The organism is Kitasatospora sp. NPDC057904 (assembly GCF_042887925.1).
Lineage (GTDB): Bacteria > Actinomycetota > Actinomycetes > Streptomycetales > Streptomycetaceae > Kitasatospora.
Genome location: NZ_JBHVOL010000006.1, coordinates 318,565 through 334,077 on the forward strand (window position 1 = coordinate 318,565; position 15,513 = coordinate 334,077).

Consider the following 15,513-nt stretch of genomic DNA (forward strand, 5'->3'; position numbering starts at 1 on the left):
CGCAGCGGGCTCCTACCGGCTCAGGAACCCTGTCGCCTTCTGCATCAGGTCCGGCGGCAGGTCGCTCGACTCCGAGACGATCGCTCCGAGCTCCTGCGCGAGCCCGGGCAGCTCGCTCCAGAACGTCGGGCTCCTGGTCAGCACTGTGTTCAGCAGATCGCCCGCATACATGTCGCCTTCCGCCATCGGGTCGTCCCGCAGCACCTCCCATGCGAGTGGCAGGAGATGAGCCAGTCAGACGTCCTGTCCGGTCATCAGCTCCTCAAGGGTGCGGTCACGGTCCACGGGGCCGGTCATCGGTCGATCGTCCCCGCGGCGACCTGTTCGAGGAACTCGTGCAGTGCCCGGTACAGGGTCTCGGGCTGTTCCAGGTGGACGTCGTGGCCCGCTGCGGGGACGCTCATGGCCACCGTCTCGGGGCGGCATTGGAGCATGGCCTCCGTCTCGTCCCGGGGGATGATGCCCGATTGGCCAAGGACGACCAGTGTCGGGCAGGTGATGCCCGTCCACTCGTCCCAGAAGGCGCGCCGGGCGTTCTCCGCCAGCGCTTCGACCATCACGTCCCGGTCGAAGCGCGGCCACCACCCGCCGTCCCGCTCCTCCAGCCCGTCCGCCCAGGCCTCGCCGACCGCACCGCCGCCGAAGAACTCGACCGCCGCACCGCGTGACGGGAAGGGCCTCGGCCACGCCTCCAGCGCCGCGCCGATCTCGGCGGGGACGTCCGGGCTCGGGCCGCCGGCTCCCGCCTCGACGAGGACGAGGCCGCCCGGGAGGTCGGGGTGCGCGGCGGCGGTGAGCATGGCGGTGTGGCCGCCCAGCGACTGCCCCACCAGGAGCGGGCGGTGCAGGTCGAGCTGTTCGACGACAGCGGCGACGTCGGCGACGTACGCGGCGCGGGAGACGTCTCCGGGGCGGCGCGTGCTGGCGCCGTGCCCGCGCTGGTCCACGGCGACGACCCGGTGGCGGGGGCTCAGGCTCCGGGCGATGGTGTCCCATTCGCCCGCGTGGCCGGCCAGCCCGTGAAGCAGGACCACCGGGGCTCCCGAACCGCCCCAGTCGCGGCAGGAGATGCGGACGTCGTCGCGTATCACGGTGTGCTCGGTCCAGGCCATGCCGGGTTCTCCAGGAGGCGGGTGCGGTTGGTGAGTTGGCGGCGCGACCCGTCTCAGGAGGGGCGGGTCGCCTTGCCGTCCAGCCAGAGGGTATACAAGCAGGTCACGGCTGCTCGCCGCGGGCCAGTTCGCCTGGGCTCGTCCTGGCCATCTCCACGGACCGCGCCAGGTCCCTCCGGCCACGATGACCTCCAGCCCCCGGCCGGACTCGAACAGCCGGCCGACGAGGCGGACGGGTCAGGCGGTCGAACGACGGTCGGGGAACGCCACGGTCCCGACCGTCTCCCAGGACAGTTCCCACGCCGTCTCGCCCTGCGGGCGGGGACGCTGCTCGAAGAGGACGTCGAGCAGGTGGAGCCCGGTGAAGCGGACGGGGACGTGGCTCGGGGAGATCCGGCGGAGTGCGGTCTGCAGGGCGTCCGAGGAGGCCTCGGCCCAGGCGTAGCCGAGGGAGATGTGGTGCCTGCCGCCGTTGTGGAGCAGGGCGCCGGGGCCGCGCACCTCCCGGATGGCGTCGCGGACGCGCTCGCGCAGGTCGACGAGGCCGTCGTCGGGGGACACGTCCAGGAAGGCGCCGGCCCGGTTGGCGATCGGGGAGCCGACGACGACCTCCAGCGGACCGGCCGTGGCCAGGTGCTCGTGCAGGGCGGCGAGGAGGTCGTCGCGCTCGTCCGTGGTGATCTTGTCGGCCGTGGTGTCGGCGACCATCTCGACGGTGCAGTGCAGCGTGCCGTCGACGAGCGGGGTGATCGGGAACGGGCGCATCGCCTCGTGGCACTCGGCCACCAGGCGGGCCAGCGGGGGGTGGGCCGCCTGGTCGGGGACGGCGTAGACGTGCAGGACGCGCGCGCCGTCGGGCCAGGGGGCGCCCTGGAACTTCGGGACGAACTTCTCCACGGTCTCTTCTCCCTAGGCTCGGGGGACTTCAGCTCGGGGGACTTCAGCATCCCGGAAACGGACGGCCGTGTCCTCGCCGTCCGGGAATCCGGGAATCCGGGAATCCGGGGCTCGTTCGCTCGCCTTGGCCGGCACATCGTCACCGCGGAGCCCCCGCCGGTCGGCGATCAGTCCGGCTGCTCCGCGAGCAGCGCCCGGCAGTCGGCGCGGAAGCGGTCGTCGGCGTCGGTGTCGTACCGCGTCCCGCGGCTGTGGTCGCCGTTGTTGTCGACGCGGCGGGTGTCGGCGAGTTCGGCGTGCAGCAGTTCCGGGAAGCCGGGCGGGAGGTCGCGCTCGGCCTGCTCGCGCCGCAGTGCCGCCGCGATGAGCGGGCGGACGGGGCGACTGCGCGTCCACAGGGTGCGCAGCAGGTCGTCGTCGGGCCGGGCACGGGATTCCGCGGGTCCGGTGGCCCGGGCGGCGAGGAGGAGGCGGACGAGGGTTCGGTCGTGCTCCTCGATGGCGAGTTCGGCGGCGAGGGCGGTGCGGATGCGCTCCCCGAGCGGGGCGGCGTCCGCGCCCATCGCGGCGGCCAGTTCGAGGGCGTGGAAGCGCGGGAACCAGTCGTCGGTGTCCGCGATCAGGGCGTCGAGCACGGGCAGGATCTCGGCGGGGTCCTGTCCGGCGTGCCACAGCGCGCGGGCGGCGTCGACCCGGGTGACGGGGTACGGGTCGCCGAGCAGTTCGCGCAGGACGGGCAGGGCGTCCTCGGCGTCGGGGCCGAGGCCCTCGGGGTCGGACAGGACCGTGCGGAGGCCGCGGTGCAGCGAGCCGGTGGTGTCCCGGGTGAGGTCGAGGCACGCGGCCAGCACCGGGCCGATCACCACGTGCGCCTGCGGGTGGCCGGTGGCGGCCATGGCGGCGAGGAGCCGGCCGACTTCGGCCAGGGCGGCGTCGTCGATGACGCCGTCCACCTCGCAGCGTTCGGTCGCGGGGTGCGCCCGGGCGAGCAGTGCGGAGAGCATCTCGTGGGCGTGCGGGCGAAGTTGGCGGCAGTAGAGCGCCAGGTCCTCGGGGACGGAGCGGCCGGCGAGCAGCGGCGCGAGGAGGCCGACGGCCCGTTCGTCGCCCGCGGCGGCGAGGAGTTGGATGCACTGGCCGGGCAGGTAGCGCTCCCAGCCCCAGCCGGTGCGGTACCGGCCGTCGTCGGCGATCGTGGCGGCGGTGTCGAGCAGGTCGGGAGAGAGCGGGAACCGGCCGAGGCGCAGCTCCTGGGCCGCTGCTGCGGCGAGTTGCGGGTCGGAGCCGCGGAGGAGCCGGCCCAGCGCTTCGGCGGTCCGTGCGGCGTCCGGGTCGGGGACGCGCCATCCGCTGTGCAGGTCGCCCGCCCGGTCGACAGCGGCCTGCGGGCTGTGCGGGTCTCCGTGGCGCAGTGTGTGGAGCACGAGCCGGTGACGTTCCGCCACTCGGTCGCCGAGGGCGTCGATGAGGTCGTCGAGTGCTTCGGCGACGAGTTCGTCGGTGTCCTCGGTGAAGGACGCGGTCTGCAGGGTGCGCAGGTGGGAGAGGAGGGTGTCGGTTTCGGGGCGGGGCTCGCCGGGTGATGCGGTGGGGTGTTGCCGGGCGCGGTCCAGGGCGGCCGTCGCCCGGTCCGTGAGGCCCTCGGGCAGGTGCTGCGGGGTGTGGCGGGCGAGGGCGGCGAGCGCGGCCAGTTCCGTCGCCGGCTCCTGGCCGGGCTCGGCGAGCCCGGCCAGCGCCCGCGTGGCCCGCAGCTGCTGCGGCGGGTCGTCGCTCAGCCGCCCGGCCAGGGTGCTCAGGGCGATGACGTGGGCGTGGCGGACCGTCGGGTCGTGCTCCTCGGCGGCGGCCGGCGTGGTGATGAGGTCCAGGACGGTTGCGGGTCGGGTGTGGCGGCCTGCCAGGAGGACGGCGGCTGCCGCGCGCACGTCCGGTTCGGCGTCGGCCAGCAGTGCGGTCAGGCCGGGCAGCCGCTGCTCCAGCGCTTCGCGCGCCAGCAGGCCGTACGCGAGCTCCAGGTCGTCGCCCCAACAGCCGGTCTCCTGCGCCCTGGTGACGACGGCCTGCGGGTCGGGGAGGTGATCGGCCAGTTCGGCGCGCCGGGCGGCGCTCTCGCCGATGCTGTCGAGCAGGGTGAGCAGGGAGCCCCGGTCGGCGACGGCCGGCGCGGCGGCGAGCGCACAGAGGAACGGCAGGCAGGCGAGGGTGGAGTCGTACACGTCGCCCTGGTGGTGGACCCCTCCGTACAGGGCGTCCAGCGCGTGGTCGCGCTCGGCCGGATCGGGTGATGCGAGGTCGCGCAGCAGGCCGGGGACGTCGGTGGCGGGTCCGTAGGCGTGGTTCAGCGCGGCCCAGTCGATGTCGTCGAGCCCGTCGAGCGGGTCGTGCATGTTTTCCCCCGAGGTGGTGCGATGGCCGGTCCTTGCGCTGGCCAGTCTCACGGATCGCTCGGACACCTGGTCCGGCGGGGTCGCGCGAGGGTCGTCCGCCCGTGGGGGGTGGGTCTTCGCGGGGTGGATGGCGGTGCTACTTTGAACGCGTTCAAGAGCCTTGAACGCGTTCAAAGCATCCTGGGGGTGGATGATGATGCGATCTCTCTCGCAGCACTACGCCGAGCCTCGGCCATGGGGGCTCGCCGCGTGTGCCGGTGCCTCGTGGCTGGTCTACGCCGTCGCGTACGCGACGGGTCACGCGGGAGCCGACGGGGAAACCCTCACCAGGTGGTGCCTGGCCGGCTTCAGCACGCTGATTCCCCTGGCGGTGCCCGGGCGCTGGGGTTTCCGCGTGGCCTGTCTCGTCGTCGGTTGGCTGCAGTTCGGCCTGGAGCTCGTGGTCTCGCTGCCGTGGCTGATGATGCCGCTGCCCATCCTCGTGGGCTTCTTCCCGTCCGGCCTCGTGCTGCTCCTCGCGGGCCGGAAGAACGGCGGCCCGATCGGTAAGGCGATCGGCGTCCTGCTGAGCGTGGTCCCCATCGTGCTCTTCTTCACCGTCTGGGGAGACATGTGACCGACCTCGCCCCGGACTCGTCTACCGGGGCGCGGGCGTGGGCAGGCTCGGACATGTCCGCACACGTTGACCCGGTTGCACGTTGACCCGGATGAAGGAGCGCCCGATGACCGCAGTGCACGAGTCCGTCCTCGACGCGATCGGCGGGACGCCGCTGTTCCGCCTCGCGCGGCTGGGGGCCGGGATCGCCGCGCCGATCTACGCCAAGGCCGAGTTCCTCAACATCGGCGGGAGCGTCAAGGACCGTGCCGCGCTGTCGATGATCCTGGCCGCCGAGCGGGAGGGGCTGCTGGCGCCCGGCGGGACGATCATCGAGGCGACGTCCGGCAACACCGGCATCGGGCTCGCCATCGTGGGCCGCCGGCGGGGGTACCGGGTGATCGCCGGGGTGTCGGACAAGTCGGCGCCCGAGAAGGCGGACATCCTGCGGGCGTACGGGGCCGAGGTGGTGCTCGCGACGACCTCCGTGCCGCAGGAGGACCCGCTGCACCTGTTCAACGTGGTCCGGCGGCTCACCGAGGAGATCCCCGGTGCCTGGCTCGCCAACCAGTACGACAACCTGGCAAATCCGGACGCCCACGTCCGGACCACCGGCCCCGAGATCTGGGAGCAGACCGGCGGCAGGGTCACCCACTTCGTCGCGGGCGTGGGCACCGGAGGCACCGTCACCGGCACCGGCGGGTACCTCAAGCAGGCCTCCGGCGGTGCGGTGACGGTCGTCGGCGCGGATCCCGAGTCCTCGTCGTACGGGGGCGGCGACGGCAGCCCGTGGTTCGTCGAGAGCATCGGCCACTTCCTCCACCCCGAGACGGTCGAGGACCGCTGGCCGCAGGCCTACCGCTCGGAGGTGATCGACCGGTTCGAGCGCGTCCCGGACCGCGAGTCGCTGCTGACGGCCCGCCGGCTCGCGCGCGAGGAGGGCATCCTGGCCGGCCCCTCGTCCGGGACGGCGGTGGCGGCGGCGCTGCGGGTGGCGCGCGGGCTGGGACCGGACGACCTGGTCGTGGTGCTGCTGCCGGACTCCGGCCGGTCCTACCTGTCCAAGGTCCACAACGACGGGTGGATGCGGCGCCTGGGCTTCCTGGAGGAACCGGGGGAGGGCGAGCTGCGGGCGGCCCTGGAGGGGGCCGGCCCGCTGGTGACGGTCGGCGCGGACGCGACCGTCGGCGAGGCGCTGGAGGCCCTGCGGGCCGTGCCGGGCGGGGTCGCCCCGGCGGTGCTGCCGCGGGCGGCGCGGCCGTACGGGGTGGCCGAGGCGGAGGTGCTCGGCTCGGTGTCCCGGGAGGTGCTCCGGGCGGCGCTCGCGGACGGCGGCGCCAAGCCCGACGGCCCGGTGCGCCCGCTGCTCGGGCCGGCCCTGCCGACGGTCGGGGTCGGGCAGCCGGCCGCCGAGGCGCGGGCCGCGCTGGCGGGCGGGCACGCGGCGGTGGTGGTGCTGGTGGACGGGAAAGCGGCCGGGGTGCTGACGAAGGCGGCGCTCGCCTGAAGGTCCCCGTCGGCACCGCGTGGACGGCGAACGGAAGGCTGCGGCCGCCGATGCCCGTGCTCTCCACGCACGTTCGTCGGACCGAGCGGGTTGCCGTACCTCTTCATGGTGCGCGCCTCCAGCTCCGCCACCTGACCTGGGGGCTAACCCCCGCAACTATTCGGGTGGTAGCCGGTTGGGCGAGGGGCTGGCCGGCGCGGCACGCTGGGCGTGAACGGGGAACGGGCAGCACGAACAGGGGATGTCGATGAGGGCAGGTACGGGGACGGCGGCGCTGTGGGCGGGCGTGTGCGCGGTGGCGGTCACGGGGCTTCTCCCGGCTACGGCCGTCGCGGAGCCGGTGCGGGTGCCGGGGAGGGGGCCGCTGTTGGTGTCGGTGTCGGGGGAGACGGCGCCGCCCGCCGGACTCGCCGAGGGCGTCCAGCAGGCGGTCGCGGACGGGTTCCCGGGGGTTCTGGCCTACGCCAGGGACGGGGAGCGGGAGTCGCGGGTGGCGGCCGGGGTCGCGGACCTCGCGACCGGCGAGCGGGCCCGGCCGGACCAGTGGTTCAGGATCGCCAGCAACACCAAGTCGTTCGTGTCGACGGTGCTGCTGCAACTGGAGGGGGAGGGAAGGCTGTCCCTGGACGACAGCGTGGAGAAGTGGCTGCCCGGAGTGGTCGACGGGAACGGCAACGACGGCTCGGCCATCACCGTCCGCCACCTGCTCAACCACACGGCGGGCATCTACGATCCCACCACCGAGCCCGAGTTCTTCGCCCCCTACCTGGAGGGCCACGACCGGGACTACGTCTACACCCCGCGCGAGGTGATCGCCCGCGCCGTCCGGCACGAGCCGCTGTTCGCGCCCGGATCCGGCTGGTCGTACTCCAACACCAACTACCTGGTCGCCGGTCTGGTCATCGAAGCGGTCACGCACCACAGCGCCTCCGCCGAGATCCGCCGGCGGATCCTCGCCCCGCTCGGCCTCACTGACACCGCCTTCCCACTGACCGATCCGGCCATCCACGGCCCCCATCTGCACGGTTACGACTTCAAGCACCAGGACGTGACGCGCTTCAGTCCGTCCTACGACTGGACCGCCGGCGCCATGATCTCCACCGTCAACGACCTGGCCCACTTCCACCGGGCGCTGTTCACCGGCGAGCTGCTGCGCCCCGCCCAGCAGCGCGAACTCCTCACGACGGTGCAGTTCCCCCACGCACCGGCGTACGGACTCGGCGTGCAGCAGATGGACGTGTCGTGCGGCGCGGGGCCGGGCACCAGGACGATCGGCGCCTGGGAGACCGACGGCGGCGGGCCCGGTTTCACCAGCGTCTCGCTCACCACCACCGACGGCGAGCGGCAGCTGGTCCTCGTCGGCAACCTCTACGACCTCGGCGCCGACCTGAAGGGCGAGCCGCCCGTCCCGCTGAGCAAGGGGATGATGCAGGCGCAGACGGCAGCGCTGTGCGGCTGACGCGCGCGGCGCCGTGCACGACGGGGGAGAGGCCGGCCCGGGCCGCCCGAGAAGGCAAGTCGAAGTGCGACACCCGTCAGGCGATCCGGTTCACCGCGAACTGCCCGGCGCACCGGCGTCCGCTGCTGTCGGTCGTGACCGCTACTGTCTGCGGTCATGGGACTTTCGATCACCGTGGGACTCCTGGACGACCAGGCGAGGAACGACGCCGAGGGACTGGCGTACTTCCGCGGCGCCTTCGCGCGCCTGAGCGCGGCGCTCGCGGAGAGCGGCGTCGACTGGCACGAGCCGGAGATCGCCGATCCGCCCGCCGCGCCCGCCGTCTCCGCCCACTTCCCGTACAGCTACCTGTACCACCTGCGTCGCGTCTTCGTGCTCGCCGGGCGCGGCGAGCCGCTCACTCCCGCGCTGGAGACCGACGCCGAGCAGTACGAGCGCGACGGCCGGAAGATCCAGGACGAGACGTCCATGTTCGCTTCCCATCTGCTCTGCCACGCCGACAATTCGGGCTACTACATACCCGTGGACTTCGACGATCCGCTCTTCCTCCCGGAAGAATCGGACGTCGCCGGTTACGGCATGGTCGGCTCCAGCCAGCGCCTGCTGGCCGAACTGGCGAGCCTCGCACCGTCACTCGGCATCCACCTCGACGCCGACGGCACGCTCCCCGCGGCGGAGGACTCCACCCTCGCGGACCTCGAGCCGGGGTCCCCCTTCGAAACTGAGAAGATCGCCTGGCACCAGCTGTACCGCGCCTGCCGGGCCAGCATCGCCGACGGCAAGGCCATCGTGTTCCTCTGAGCCCGGCTGGCGTGGCCGGTCGGGACCGCAGCTCCGGTCAGCCCGCGAGGTGCTCCAGGAGGTGGGGCATGATGCGGTCGGCGTCGGCTTCCGGGAGCCAGTGGGTGGCGCCTTCCAGGGGGACGAAGCGGTAGGGGGCGCTCACGTGCTTGGCCGTCAGTTCGGCGGCGTCGCGGCCCAGGGCCATGTCCTCGGTGCCCCAGACGAAGAGCGTGCGGACGGTGATCTCCCCGGCGGGCACCCGGAGTTCGTCGTTGATCGCGCGGTACCAGTTGAGGCCGGCGGTCAGCGCGCCGGGCTCGGTGAGGCGACGGACGTTGGACTCGATGAGCTCCTCCGTCAGTGCGCCCCGGTAGAGGGTGTGCAGGCGGGCCGCGCCGTCGGCGAGCATCCCCTGCTCGGCGACGTTGCCCGGCTGGCGGAAGAGCTTGACGTACTGCGAGCGTTCGCGCTGGTCGCTGCCGTTGTTCATGGCCTCGAAGAGCGCCTCGGGGTGCGGCGTCGCGAGGACGGTCAGGCTGTGGAGCCGCTCCGGGTGGGCAGAGGCCAGCGCCCAGGCGACGAGGCCGCCCCAGTCGTGGGCGACCAGGTGGAAGCGCGGCGAGCCCAGTGTGTCGGCGAAGCCGAGGGCGTCCGCGACGAGGTGCTCGACGGCGTAGTCGGCGATGTCCTCGGGGCGGGCGTCGGGGGAGTAGCCGCGCTGGTCGACGGCGACCGCGCGGTAGCCGGCGGCGGCCAGTGCCGTCAGTTCGGCGGTCCAGCAGTCGGCGAACTCCGGGAAACCGTGCAGCAGCAGGACGAGTTCACCGTCGGCGGGCCCGGCGGCGAGCGCGTCGAAGGTGTGCGGGCCGACGGTCAGCCGGGTGGGAGTGGGCGTGGTGGTCATGGGACGAGCTCCTGTCGGTCGTACGTCAACAGGACGATCACACCACAGGGTTGACGGGGTGACGACAGGGGGTCGGTCGGACGAGGGCGGGCCGGGACGGTCGCAGGCTGTTACAAGGCGGTGACGTTTCGACCACAACCGACCGGCGCGGTGCGGCGTCCGTATACATGACAGGGCCCGAACCGCACCGGACACCGCGGTCGGGCCGGCACCCACCTCCCCTCGAAAGAGGTGTACCCGTGATCGTCTCCAAGCGGAACTCCATGCGCCTGGCCGCCGTGACCGCCGTCAGCGTGCTCTCCATCGGCCTGGCGGGCACCGCCATCGCCGCCACCCCGTCCGCCCCGGCGGCGCAGCCCGTCGCCGCCGCGGCCGCCGCCCAGGCCGGCATCACCGCCAAGCCGTCGGTGACGTCCGTCCGTGCCTGGGAGCTGTTCCGGGTCAACGGCACGACCACCGGCCTCAAGCCGGGCACCAAGGTGACCCTGCAGCAGAAGCAGCACGGCAAGTGGGTCACCCTGCCGGCGTCCGTGAACACCAACCGCAACGGCGCCTACTCGCTCGGCGTGAAGCTCGGCATCAAGGGCCTGAACGAGCTGCGCATCGTCAGCGGGAACACCGCGTCGCCCGTGTTCACCGTGACCGTGCGCTGACGTGCGGCCACGGTCGCGGTCGTCGTCAACTGCCGGGGTGGCAGCTGACGCCTGACCAGGCGGCGGCGGAGTGAGGACGGCCGGTCCCCACGCTCGTCGAGGTGGGGGCCGGCCGTCGGCCTGTGATCAGCGGAACGCGGCGACGTTGCGGGCGGCCCAGTCGGCGAACGGGCGCGGCGCACGGCCGAGGACGCGCTGGACGTCGGGGCTGATCCGCAGTTCGGCCGGGTTCGGGGAGCCGAGGATGTCCAGGGTGTCGTCGGCGAGTTCCACCGGCATGGCCCGGGACATCGCGGACCTGGCCTCCTCGCGCGTGAGCTCGGCGAACCGGACGGGCGAGCCCAGCGCGGCGGCGATGGCCTCCGTCTGCCGGCGGGGCGTGATGAGCTCCGGGCCGGTCAACTCGTAGACGCCGCCGGTGTGCCCGTCCTCCACCAGGCAGGCCGCCGCGACCTCGGCGATGTCGGCCGGGTCGACGATCGGCACGCCGACGTCGCCGAAGGGGGCGGCGACGACTCGCTGCGCGCGGACGGAATCGGCCCACCAGAGGGCGTTCGAGGCGAAGCCGCCCGGGCGGAGGATCGCCCACTCCGTTCCGGACTCGCGCAGGGCGTCCTCCACGCCGCGTATGGCGATCCGCGTCGGGCCGAACGGCCTGGTCGCCACACCCTGCGAGGACAGCAGGACGATGCGCCGTACCCCGCCCGCCGCGGCCCGGCCGATGATGTCGGCCGGGTCGGCGCCGGCGGCGTGCATGTCGCCGGACAGCAGCAGGAACAGCGCCTTCGCCCCCGTCAGGACGGGCTCAAGGCCGGCGGGCCCGGTGAGGTCGGCCGCGACATGGCGGACTCCGTCCGGTACCGGCGCAGTGCGTCGCGACACCGCCGTCACCTGGTGGCCCGCGGTCGCGAGCGCCTGCACCAGCGGTCGGCCCACGTTTCCGGTGGCCCCGGTCACCACGATCATGATCAGCTCCTTGCTCGATAGCTCGATAGCTCGATTGCTCGATAGCTCGATTGCTCGACTTCCTGAGGTGGCCTTCATGGTAGGAGCCGGAGCTAATCTTTCGTAAGGACATACCTTGAGGTAAGCTCATAACATGGTGGGAGGAGTGCAGTTCAGACAGGCCGAGGCCGGCAAGCGGTATGAGGTGTTTCACACCGACTGCCCCGCGCGCGACGTGGTCGACCACGTGACCAGCAGGTGGGGCGTCTGGGTGCTGATCTCGCTGGGGAGCAACGCGCTGCGCTTCTACGAGCTGCGCGAGAGCATCCACGGGATCAGCGAGAAGATGCTCGCCCAGACCCTGCGCGTCCTGGTCCAGGACGGCCTGGTCTGGCGCGAGGTCGAACCGACGTCACCGCCTCAGGTCACCTACGGGCTGACCGAGTTCGGCCGGGAGGTCGCCGAGCCGCTGGCCGACCTGTTCGACCGGATCACCCGCCGCCTGCCCCCGCGCGACGCCGAGTAGCCCACACACCGGCCATCGGCGGGCGCGTGCAGCGCGCCGCCGACTGGGCTCTGCCCGTGGCGAATCTGCGGCGGGCAGAGAAATCGCATCCGAGGGTCTTCGGCGGTCGAGAGTGATGGGGACAGCATCCCCGGCTCTTCGAGGAGACCTGATGACTCCACTCGGCACCCTCCTGCCCCGCGCGGAGGAGGGAGACACCCCGCCCAGCCGGTTCGACGACCACCTCGCGGCTCAACTGCTCGCCCAGCGGATCGTCCTGCTGGGCACGCAGGTCGACGACGTGTCGGCCAACCGGGTCTGTGCGCAGCTGCTGCTGCTCTCGGCGGAGGACCCGCGCACCGACATCTGCCTGTACATCAACAGCCCGGGCGGGTCGGTCACCGCGGGGCTCGCCATCTTCGACACCATGCGGCTCATCCCGAACGACGTCTCGACGCTGGCGATGGGCTTCGCCGCCAGCATGGGGCAGTTCCTGCTCACCGTCGGCGCGGCCGGCAAGCGGTTCGCGCTGCCGAACGCGCGGATCATGATGCACCAGCCGTCGGCGGGCATCGGGGGCTCCACCGCGGACATCGAGATCCAGGCGGAGAACCTCCTGTTCACCAAGAAGGCCATCGAGCGGATCACCGCCGGGCACACCGGGCAGAGCGAGGAGACGATCGCGCGCGACGGCGACCGCGACCGCTGGTTCACGGCCGAACAGGCCAGGGAGTACGGGATCGTGGACCGGGTGGTGGAGTCGCTCGCCGACATCCGCCCGGCCTCGTCGCGCCGACGGATGGGGCTGTGACATGGGGTCGTACACGGTTCCGTACGTGATCGAGCGCACCGCGCAGGGCGAGCGGTCCTACGACGTCTTCAGCCGGCTGCTGAACGAGCGGATCATCTTCCTCGGCACCGAGATCGACGACGGCGTCGCCAACGTGGTCATCGCGCAGCTCCTGCACCTGGAGTCGGAGAACCCGGAGCGGGAGATCTCGATCTACCTCAACTCGCCCGGCGGATCGTTCACTTCGCTGATGGCGATCTACGACACGATGACGTTCGTCCAGGCGCCGATCTCCACGTTCTGCGTGGGCCAGGCGGCGTCGACGGCGGCGGTGCTGCTGGCCGGCGGGGATCCCGGGCGGCGGTTCGTGCTCCAGCACGCGCGGGTGCTGCTGGGCCAGCCGGCCAGCGGCGGGCGGCAGGGGACGGTCTCGGACCTCAGCCTCGCGGCCAAGGAGATGGTCCGCATCCGCTCGCAGGTGGAGGAGGTCCTCTCCCGGCACACGCACCACGACGCGGCGACGCTGCGCGCGGACATGGACCGGGAGAAGGTGCTCACCGCCGAGGAGGCCGTCGCGTACGGGATCGCCGACGAGGTGCTGAGCCGGCGACTCGCGTTCGCCTGAGCCGCTTGACCACTGACGGCACGGGCACGGACACGGCGGCCGGTACCACAGGGGTGTACCGGCCGCCGGCCCGGTCAGGCGACGAGGCAGAGGCCGTCGTACCGCGACTGCGCCGTGGGCGACTTCCGGCCCAGCCGGCTGCTCCGGGCGTGCCGGGCGAGGTCCTCCTGGGCGAGCGAGAGCAGGTCGCCGAGGCCGAGGCCGAGGGCCCGGGCGGCGGCCGCGAGGACCTCGGAGGAGGCCTCCTTGCGTCCGCGCTCCAGCTCCGACAGGTACGGCATCGAGATCCGGGCCTCGTCGGCGACGTCCTTCAGCGTGCGTTCCTGCGCCAGCCGTTCGCGCCGCAGCACGTCGCCGACGAGGTCGCGCCACAGCGGTTCCTTCGGCTCGGACGGCTGCGGGGCGGCGGCGGGCCGCTGCGGGGCACCGGCCGCCCGGCCGGAACCGGCCGGCGCGGTCTTCGGGCGCAGGGGGATGACGCGGGCTTCGTTCGGCGCATGAGTGCTCACCCCTCCAGCCTATGGATCCCGGGCTCCGGGGGAAGGGCGCGGCGTTCTGCCCTGGGTGAAGCCGAGTTGGGGTTTCGCGGACGGGCGACCCCACGCCGGGTTGAGTACCGCTACTCAGGCGGCCGGCGGCGGTGCTCCGCGAGGATGGCGGCACCAGCCCGCGTCGAAGGCCAGAAGAGGAACGTCCATGCTCAGCCGGATCGCCAGCACGCTGCTCCCCGTCCTCGGCCGTCTGTCCGTCACCTCCGAACTGGCGGGCCCGGTCGCCCCGGGCAGCATCGTCGTGGCCAACCACAGCTCCCTCGCGGACCCGGGCGTGGTGCTGGCCGCGCTGCGCCGCCTCGGCACCGAGCCGGTGGTGATGGCGACCGCCGGGCTGTGGCGGATCCCGGTGCTCGGCGGGGTGCTGCGGGCCGGCGGGCACATCCCGGTTCACCGGGGGACGGCCCGGGCGGCCTCGGCCCTCGACTCGGCCGCGGCCGCGCTGGCGGCCGGCCGCGTCGTGCTGATCTACGGCGAGGGCTGCCTTCCCGATCGCCGGGACTCCGGTGACGCGGAGCCGGGCGCCTTCCGCACCGGCCTGGCCCGGCTCGCCGCGGCGAGCGGCGCCCCGGTAGTGCCGCTCGGCCAGTGCGGTGCGCGCCGCCTGAGTTCGGGCAGCGCCACCAAGCAGATCGCCGGCTTCGCCACCGCCCCGCTGCGGCGTCCGGCCGTGCACGTCCACGTGGGCGCGCCGCTCCACCTGGAGGGCGACGTGGCGGAGGCGACGGCCGCCGCCCACCGCGCGGTCACGGCGGCCTGGCGGACAGCGGAGCAGGAGCGTCGGGGGCTCACCCGCCTCCCCGGAGCATTCGAGCGCTAGCAGGATTCCGTCGTGCCGAGGCCTCCACAGGGGGATCGGCGCCGTCACCGCTACCGCGATCCGGCAGTGTCCGCGAGGAAATCGACGAGCATCCGCGTCACCTCGTGCGGCCGTTCCAGGTTCGGCAGGTGGCCGGCCCAGGGCAGTTCGAGGTGGCGGGCGCCCGGGAGCCGGACGGGCAGGGCGGCCGCGATCTCGCGGAAGTCCGGCAGGTCGTGCGCGCCGGAGACGGCCAGCGTGGGGGCGGTGATCCGGGTGAGGTCGACCTCCTCGCGATCCGGTCCGCCGGTGGCCTCGGCTTGCACCTCGAAGGCGTGCCGCTGCATCCGCCGGACGCTCTCGCGGGCTTCCTCGTCCGCGTCCGGCCCCAGCCACGTCGAGACGTTCAGTTCGACGGCCGCCGCCACGTCACCGGCCTCGATCAGCTCGTCCTCGCGCGCACCGAAGGCACGCAGCGTCGCACTGGGCTCGTGGCCGGGCATGCCCGCCCCCAGCAGGGCGAGTGCGGACACGGCGTGCGGGCGCAGCGCGGCCACCGTCAGCGCGACCCGTCCGCCGTGGGAGGCGCCGATCAGCGCGGCGGACTCGATGCCGAGGTGCTCGAGCAGGGCGAGGACGTCTCCGGCGTCGCTGTACGGGCGGTCCGCCAGCGGGGAGTCGCCGAACCCCCGGAAGTCGCACCGCACCACCCGGTAGCCCGCGTCGGCCAGCGGCTGCCACTGGGCGTCCCACATCCGGCGGTCGCACACCGAGGAGTGCAGCAGGAGGACGGCGGGTCCGGTCCCGGCCACGTCATGAGAGATGATCATGTGCCGGATGGTAGTGCTGCGCCCGGTGTTCTCCAACCGGGTATCCGCCCTGACGGGCCGTGGTGGGGGTGGCAGCCCTCAGCGCCGCCACCCCCGTTGGCTTCTCGGCACCCGGGCGGTGGTTCATTGAGCCAAACCCCACCATGGGCTGAAAGCGGGTGTGGATCCGTG

At 73.1% G+C, this 15,513-nt stretch carries 17 protein-coding genes; 9 read left to right on the plus strand and 8 right to left on the minus strand.

Going from position 1 to position 15,513, the window contains the following annotated elements; all coding sequences use genetic code 11:
• Positions 1 to 12: 12 nt before the first annotated feature.
• The 4 genes from ACFVSN_RS18300 to ACFVSN_RS18315 form a co-directional block, all read right to left on the minus strand.
• Positions 13 to 234, minus strand: a complete 222-nt coding sequence (locus tag ACFVSN_RS18300) for a contact-dependent growth inhibition system immunity protein (protein ID WP_387956224.1) — start codon at positions 232 to 234, stop codon at positions 13 to 15.
• Positions 235 to 293: 59 nt separating this feature from the next.
• Positions 294 to 1,112, minus strand: coding sequence for an alpha/beta fold hydrolase (locus tag ACFVSN_RS18305; protein ID WP_387956061.1), 819 nt, complete (start codon positions 1,110 to 1,112; stop codon positions 294 to 296).
• 237 nt (positions 1,113 to 1,349) lie between these two features.
• Positions 1,350 to 2,009, minus strand: coding sequence for a 2'-5' RNA ligase family protein (locus tag ACFVSN_RS18310; protein WP_387956063.1), 660 nt, complete (start codon positions 2,007 to 2,009; stop codon positions 1,350 to 1,352).
• Positions 2,010 to 2,176: 167 nt separating this feature from the next.
• Complete coding sequence (locus ACFVSN_RS18315; protein WP_387956065.1) at positions 2,177 to 4,396, minus strand: hypothetical protein; 2,220 nt, start codon at positions 4,394 to 4,396, stop codon at positions 2,177 to 2,179.
• A 190-nt stretch (positions 4,397 to 4,586) separates the two neighbouring features.
• On the opposite strand from ACFVSN_RS18315, the gene ACFVSN_RS18320 reads away from it, so the two are divergent.
• The 4 genes from ACFVSN_RS18320 (at position 4,587) to ACFVSN_RS18335 (ending at position 8,758) form a co-directional block, all read left to right on the plus strand.
• A complete protein-coding gene (locus ACFVSN_RS18320) occupies positions 4,587 to 5,012 on the plus strand; it encodes a hypothetical protein (RefSeq protein WP_387956067.1) in 426 nt (141 codons plus the stop codon).
• Positions 5,013 to 5,118: 106 nt separating this feature from the next.
• Positions 5,119 to 6,498, plus strand: coding sequence for a pyridoxal-phosphate dependent enzyme (locus tag ACFVSN_RS18325; RefSeq protein WP_387956069.1), 1,380 nt, complete (start codon positions 5,119 to 5,121; stop codon positions 6,496 to 6,498).
• 247 nt (positions 6,499 to 6,745) lie between these two features.
• Positions 6,746 to 7,957 carry a serine hydrolase domain-containing protein gene (locus ACFVSN_RS18330; protein ID WP_387956071.1) on the plus strand — a complete coding sequence of 404 codons (1,212 nt, stop codon included), beginning with the start codon at positions 6,746 to 6,748 and terminating at the stop codon, positions 7,955 to 7,957.
• A 156-nt stretch (positions 7,958 to 8,113) separates the two neighbouring features.
• Positions 8,114 to 8,758: a hypothetical protein gene (locus ACFVSN_RS18335; RefSeq protein WP_387956073.1), complete on the plus strand. Its 645-nt coding sequence runs from the start codon at positions 8,114 to 8,116 to the stop codon at positions 8,756 to 8,758.
• 37 nt (positions 8,759 to 8,795) lie between these two features.
• Here the strand turns inward: ACFVSN_RS18335 and ACFVSN_RS18340 are convergent, their stop codons facing one another.
• A complete protein-coding gene (locus ACFVSN_RS18340) occupies positions 8,796 to 9,644 on the minus strand; it encodes an alpha/beta fold hydrolase (RefSeq protein WP_387956075.1) in 849 nt (282 codons plus the stop codon).
• A gap of 242 nt (positions 9,645 to 9,886) precedes the next feature.
• Here ACFVSN_RS18340 and ACFVSN_RS18345 point away from each other — a divergent pair, with 242 nt between their 5' ends.
• Positions 9,887 to 10,297 carry a hypothetical protein gene (locus ACFVSN_RS18345; RefSeq protein ID WP_380446114.1) on the plus strand — a complete coding sequence of 137 codons (411 nt, stop codon included), beginning with the start codon at positions 9,887 to 9,889 and terminating at the stop codon, positions 10,295 to 10,297.
• 126 nt (positions 10,298 to 10,423) lie between these two features.
• Here ACFVSN_RS18345 and ACFVSN_RS18350 read toward each other — a convergent pair whose 3' ends face one another.
• Complete coding sequence (locus ACFVSN_RS18350; protein ID WP_387956077.1) at positions 10,424 to 11,263, minus strand: SDR family oxidoreductase; 840 nt, start codon at positions 11,261 to 11,263, stop codon at positions 10,424 to 10,426.
• Between the two features lie 133 nt (positions 11,264 to 11,396).
• On the opposite strand from ACFVSN_RS18350, the gene ACFVSN_RS18355 reads away from it, so the two are divergent.
• The 3 genes from ACFVSN_RS18355 (at position 11,397) to ACFVSN_RS18365 (ending at position 13,162) form a co-directional block, all read left to right on the plus strand.
• Entirely contained in the window at positions 11,397 to 11,768 is a 372-nt protein-coding gene (locus tag ACFVSN_RS18355) for a winged helix-turn-helix transcriptional regulator (RefSeq protein ID WP_387956079.1), read from the plus strand.
• 151 nt (positions 11,769 to 11,919) lie between these two features.
• On the plus strand, positions 11,920 to 12,558 hold the full coding sequence (locus tag ACFVSN_RS18360; protein ID WP_387956081.1) for an ATP-dependent Clp protease proteolytic subunit: 639 nt from the start codon (positions 11,920 to 11,922) through the stop codon (positions 12,556 to 12,558).
• Between the two features lies 1 nt (position 12,559).
• Positions 12,560 to 13,162: a ClpP family protease gene (locus ACFVSN_RS18365; protein ID WP_387956083.1), complete on the plus strand. Its 603-nt coding sequence runs from the start codon at positions 12,560 to 12,562 to the stop codon at positions 13,160 to 13,162.
• A gap of 74 nt (positions 13,163 to 13,236) precedes the next feature.
• Here the strand turns inward: ACFVSN_RS18365 and ACFVSN_RS18370 are convergent, their stop codons facing one another.
• Positions 13,237 to 13,671: a helix-turn-helix domain-containing protein gene (locus ACFVSN_RS18370; RefSeq protein ID WP_387956085.1), complete on the minus strand. Its 435-nt coding sequence runs from the start codon at positions 13,669 to 13,671 to the stop codon at positions 13,237 to 13,239.
• Positions 13,672 to 13,858: 187 nt separating this feature from the next.
• Between ACFVSN_RS18370 and ACFVSN_RS18375 the strand changes: the two genes are divergently transcribed.
• Positions 13,859 to 14,533 carry a lysophospholipid acyltransferase family protein gene (locus ACFVSN_RS18375; RefSeq protein ID WP_387956086.1) on the plus strand — a complete coding sequence of 225 codons (675 nt, stop codon included), beginning with the start codon at positions 13,859 to 13,861 and terminating at the stop codon, positions 14,531 to 14,533.
• Positions 14,534 to 14,583: 50 nt separating this feature from the next.
• Here the strand turns inward: ACFVSN_RS18375 and ACFVSN_RS18380 are convergent, their stop codons facing one another.
• Positions 14,584 to 15,342: an alpha/beta fold hydrolase gene (locus ACFVSN_RS18380; RefSeq protein ID WP_387596553.1), complete on the minus strand. Its 759-nt coding sequence runs from the start codon at positions 15,340 to 15,342 to the stop codon at positions 14,584 to 14,586.
• Between the last annotated feature and the right edge of the window lie 171 nt (positions 15,343 to 15,513).

Coding starts and splice junctions, on each gene's coding strand:
- ACFVSN_RS18305 (WP_387956061.1), bottom strand. CDS start 1,112: ATGGCCTGGACCGAGCACACCGTGATACGCGACGACGTCCGCATCTCC.
- ACFVSN_RS18315 (WP_387956065.1), bottom strand. CDS start 4,396: ATGCACGACCCGCTCGACGGGCTCGACGACATCGACTGGGCCGCGCTG.
- ACFVSN_RS18320 (WP_387956067.1), top strand. CDS start 4,587: ATGATGATGCGATCTCTCTCGCAGCACTACGCCGAGCCTCGGCCATGG.
- ACFVSN_RS18325 (WP_387956069.1), top strand. CDS start 5,119: ATGACCGCAGTGCACGAGTCCGTCCTCGACGCGATCGGCGGGACGCCG.
- ACFVSN_RS18330 (WP_387956071.1), top strand. CDS start 6,746: ATGAGGGCAGGTACGGGGACGGCGGCGCTGTGGGCGGGCGTGTGCGCG.
- ACFVSN_RS18335 (WP_387956073.1), top strand. CDS start 8,114: ATGGGACTTTCGATCACCGTGGGACTCCTGGACGACCAGGCGAGGAAC.
- ACFVSN_RS18340 (WP_387956075.1), bottom strand. CDS start 9,644: ATGACCACCACGCCCACTCCCACCCGGCTGACCGTCGGCCCGCACACC.
- ACFVSN_RS18350 (WP_387956077.1), bottom strand. CDS start 11,263: ATGATCGTGGTGACCGGGGCCACCGGAAACGTGGGCCGACCGCTGGTG.
- ACFVSN_RS18355 (WP_387956079.1), top strand. CDS start 11,397: ATGGTGGGAGGAGTGCAGTTCAGACAGGCCGAGGCCGGCAAGCGGTAT.
- ACFVSN_RS18360 (WP_387956081.1), top strand. CDS start 11,920: ATGACTCCACTCGGCACCCTCCTGCCCCGCGCGGAGGAGGGAGACACC.
- ACFVSN_RS18365 (WP_387956083.1), top strand. CDS start 12,560: ATGGGGTCGTACACGGTTCCGTACGTGATCGAGCGCACCGCGCAGGGC.
- ACFVSN_RS18375 (WP_387956086.1), top strand. CDS start 13,859: ATGCTCAGCCGGATCGCCAGCACGCTGCTCCCCGTCCTCGGCCGTCTG.
- ACFVSN_RS18380 (WP_387596553.1), bottom strand. CDS start 15,342: ATGATCATCTCTCATGACGTGGCCGGGACCGGACCCGCCGTCCTCCTG.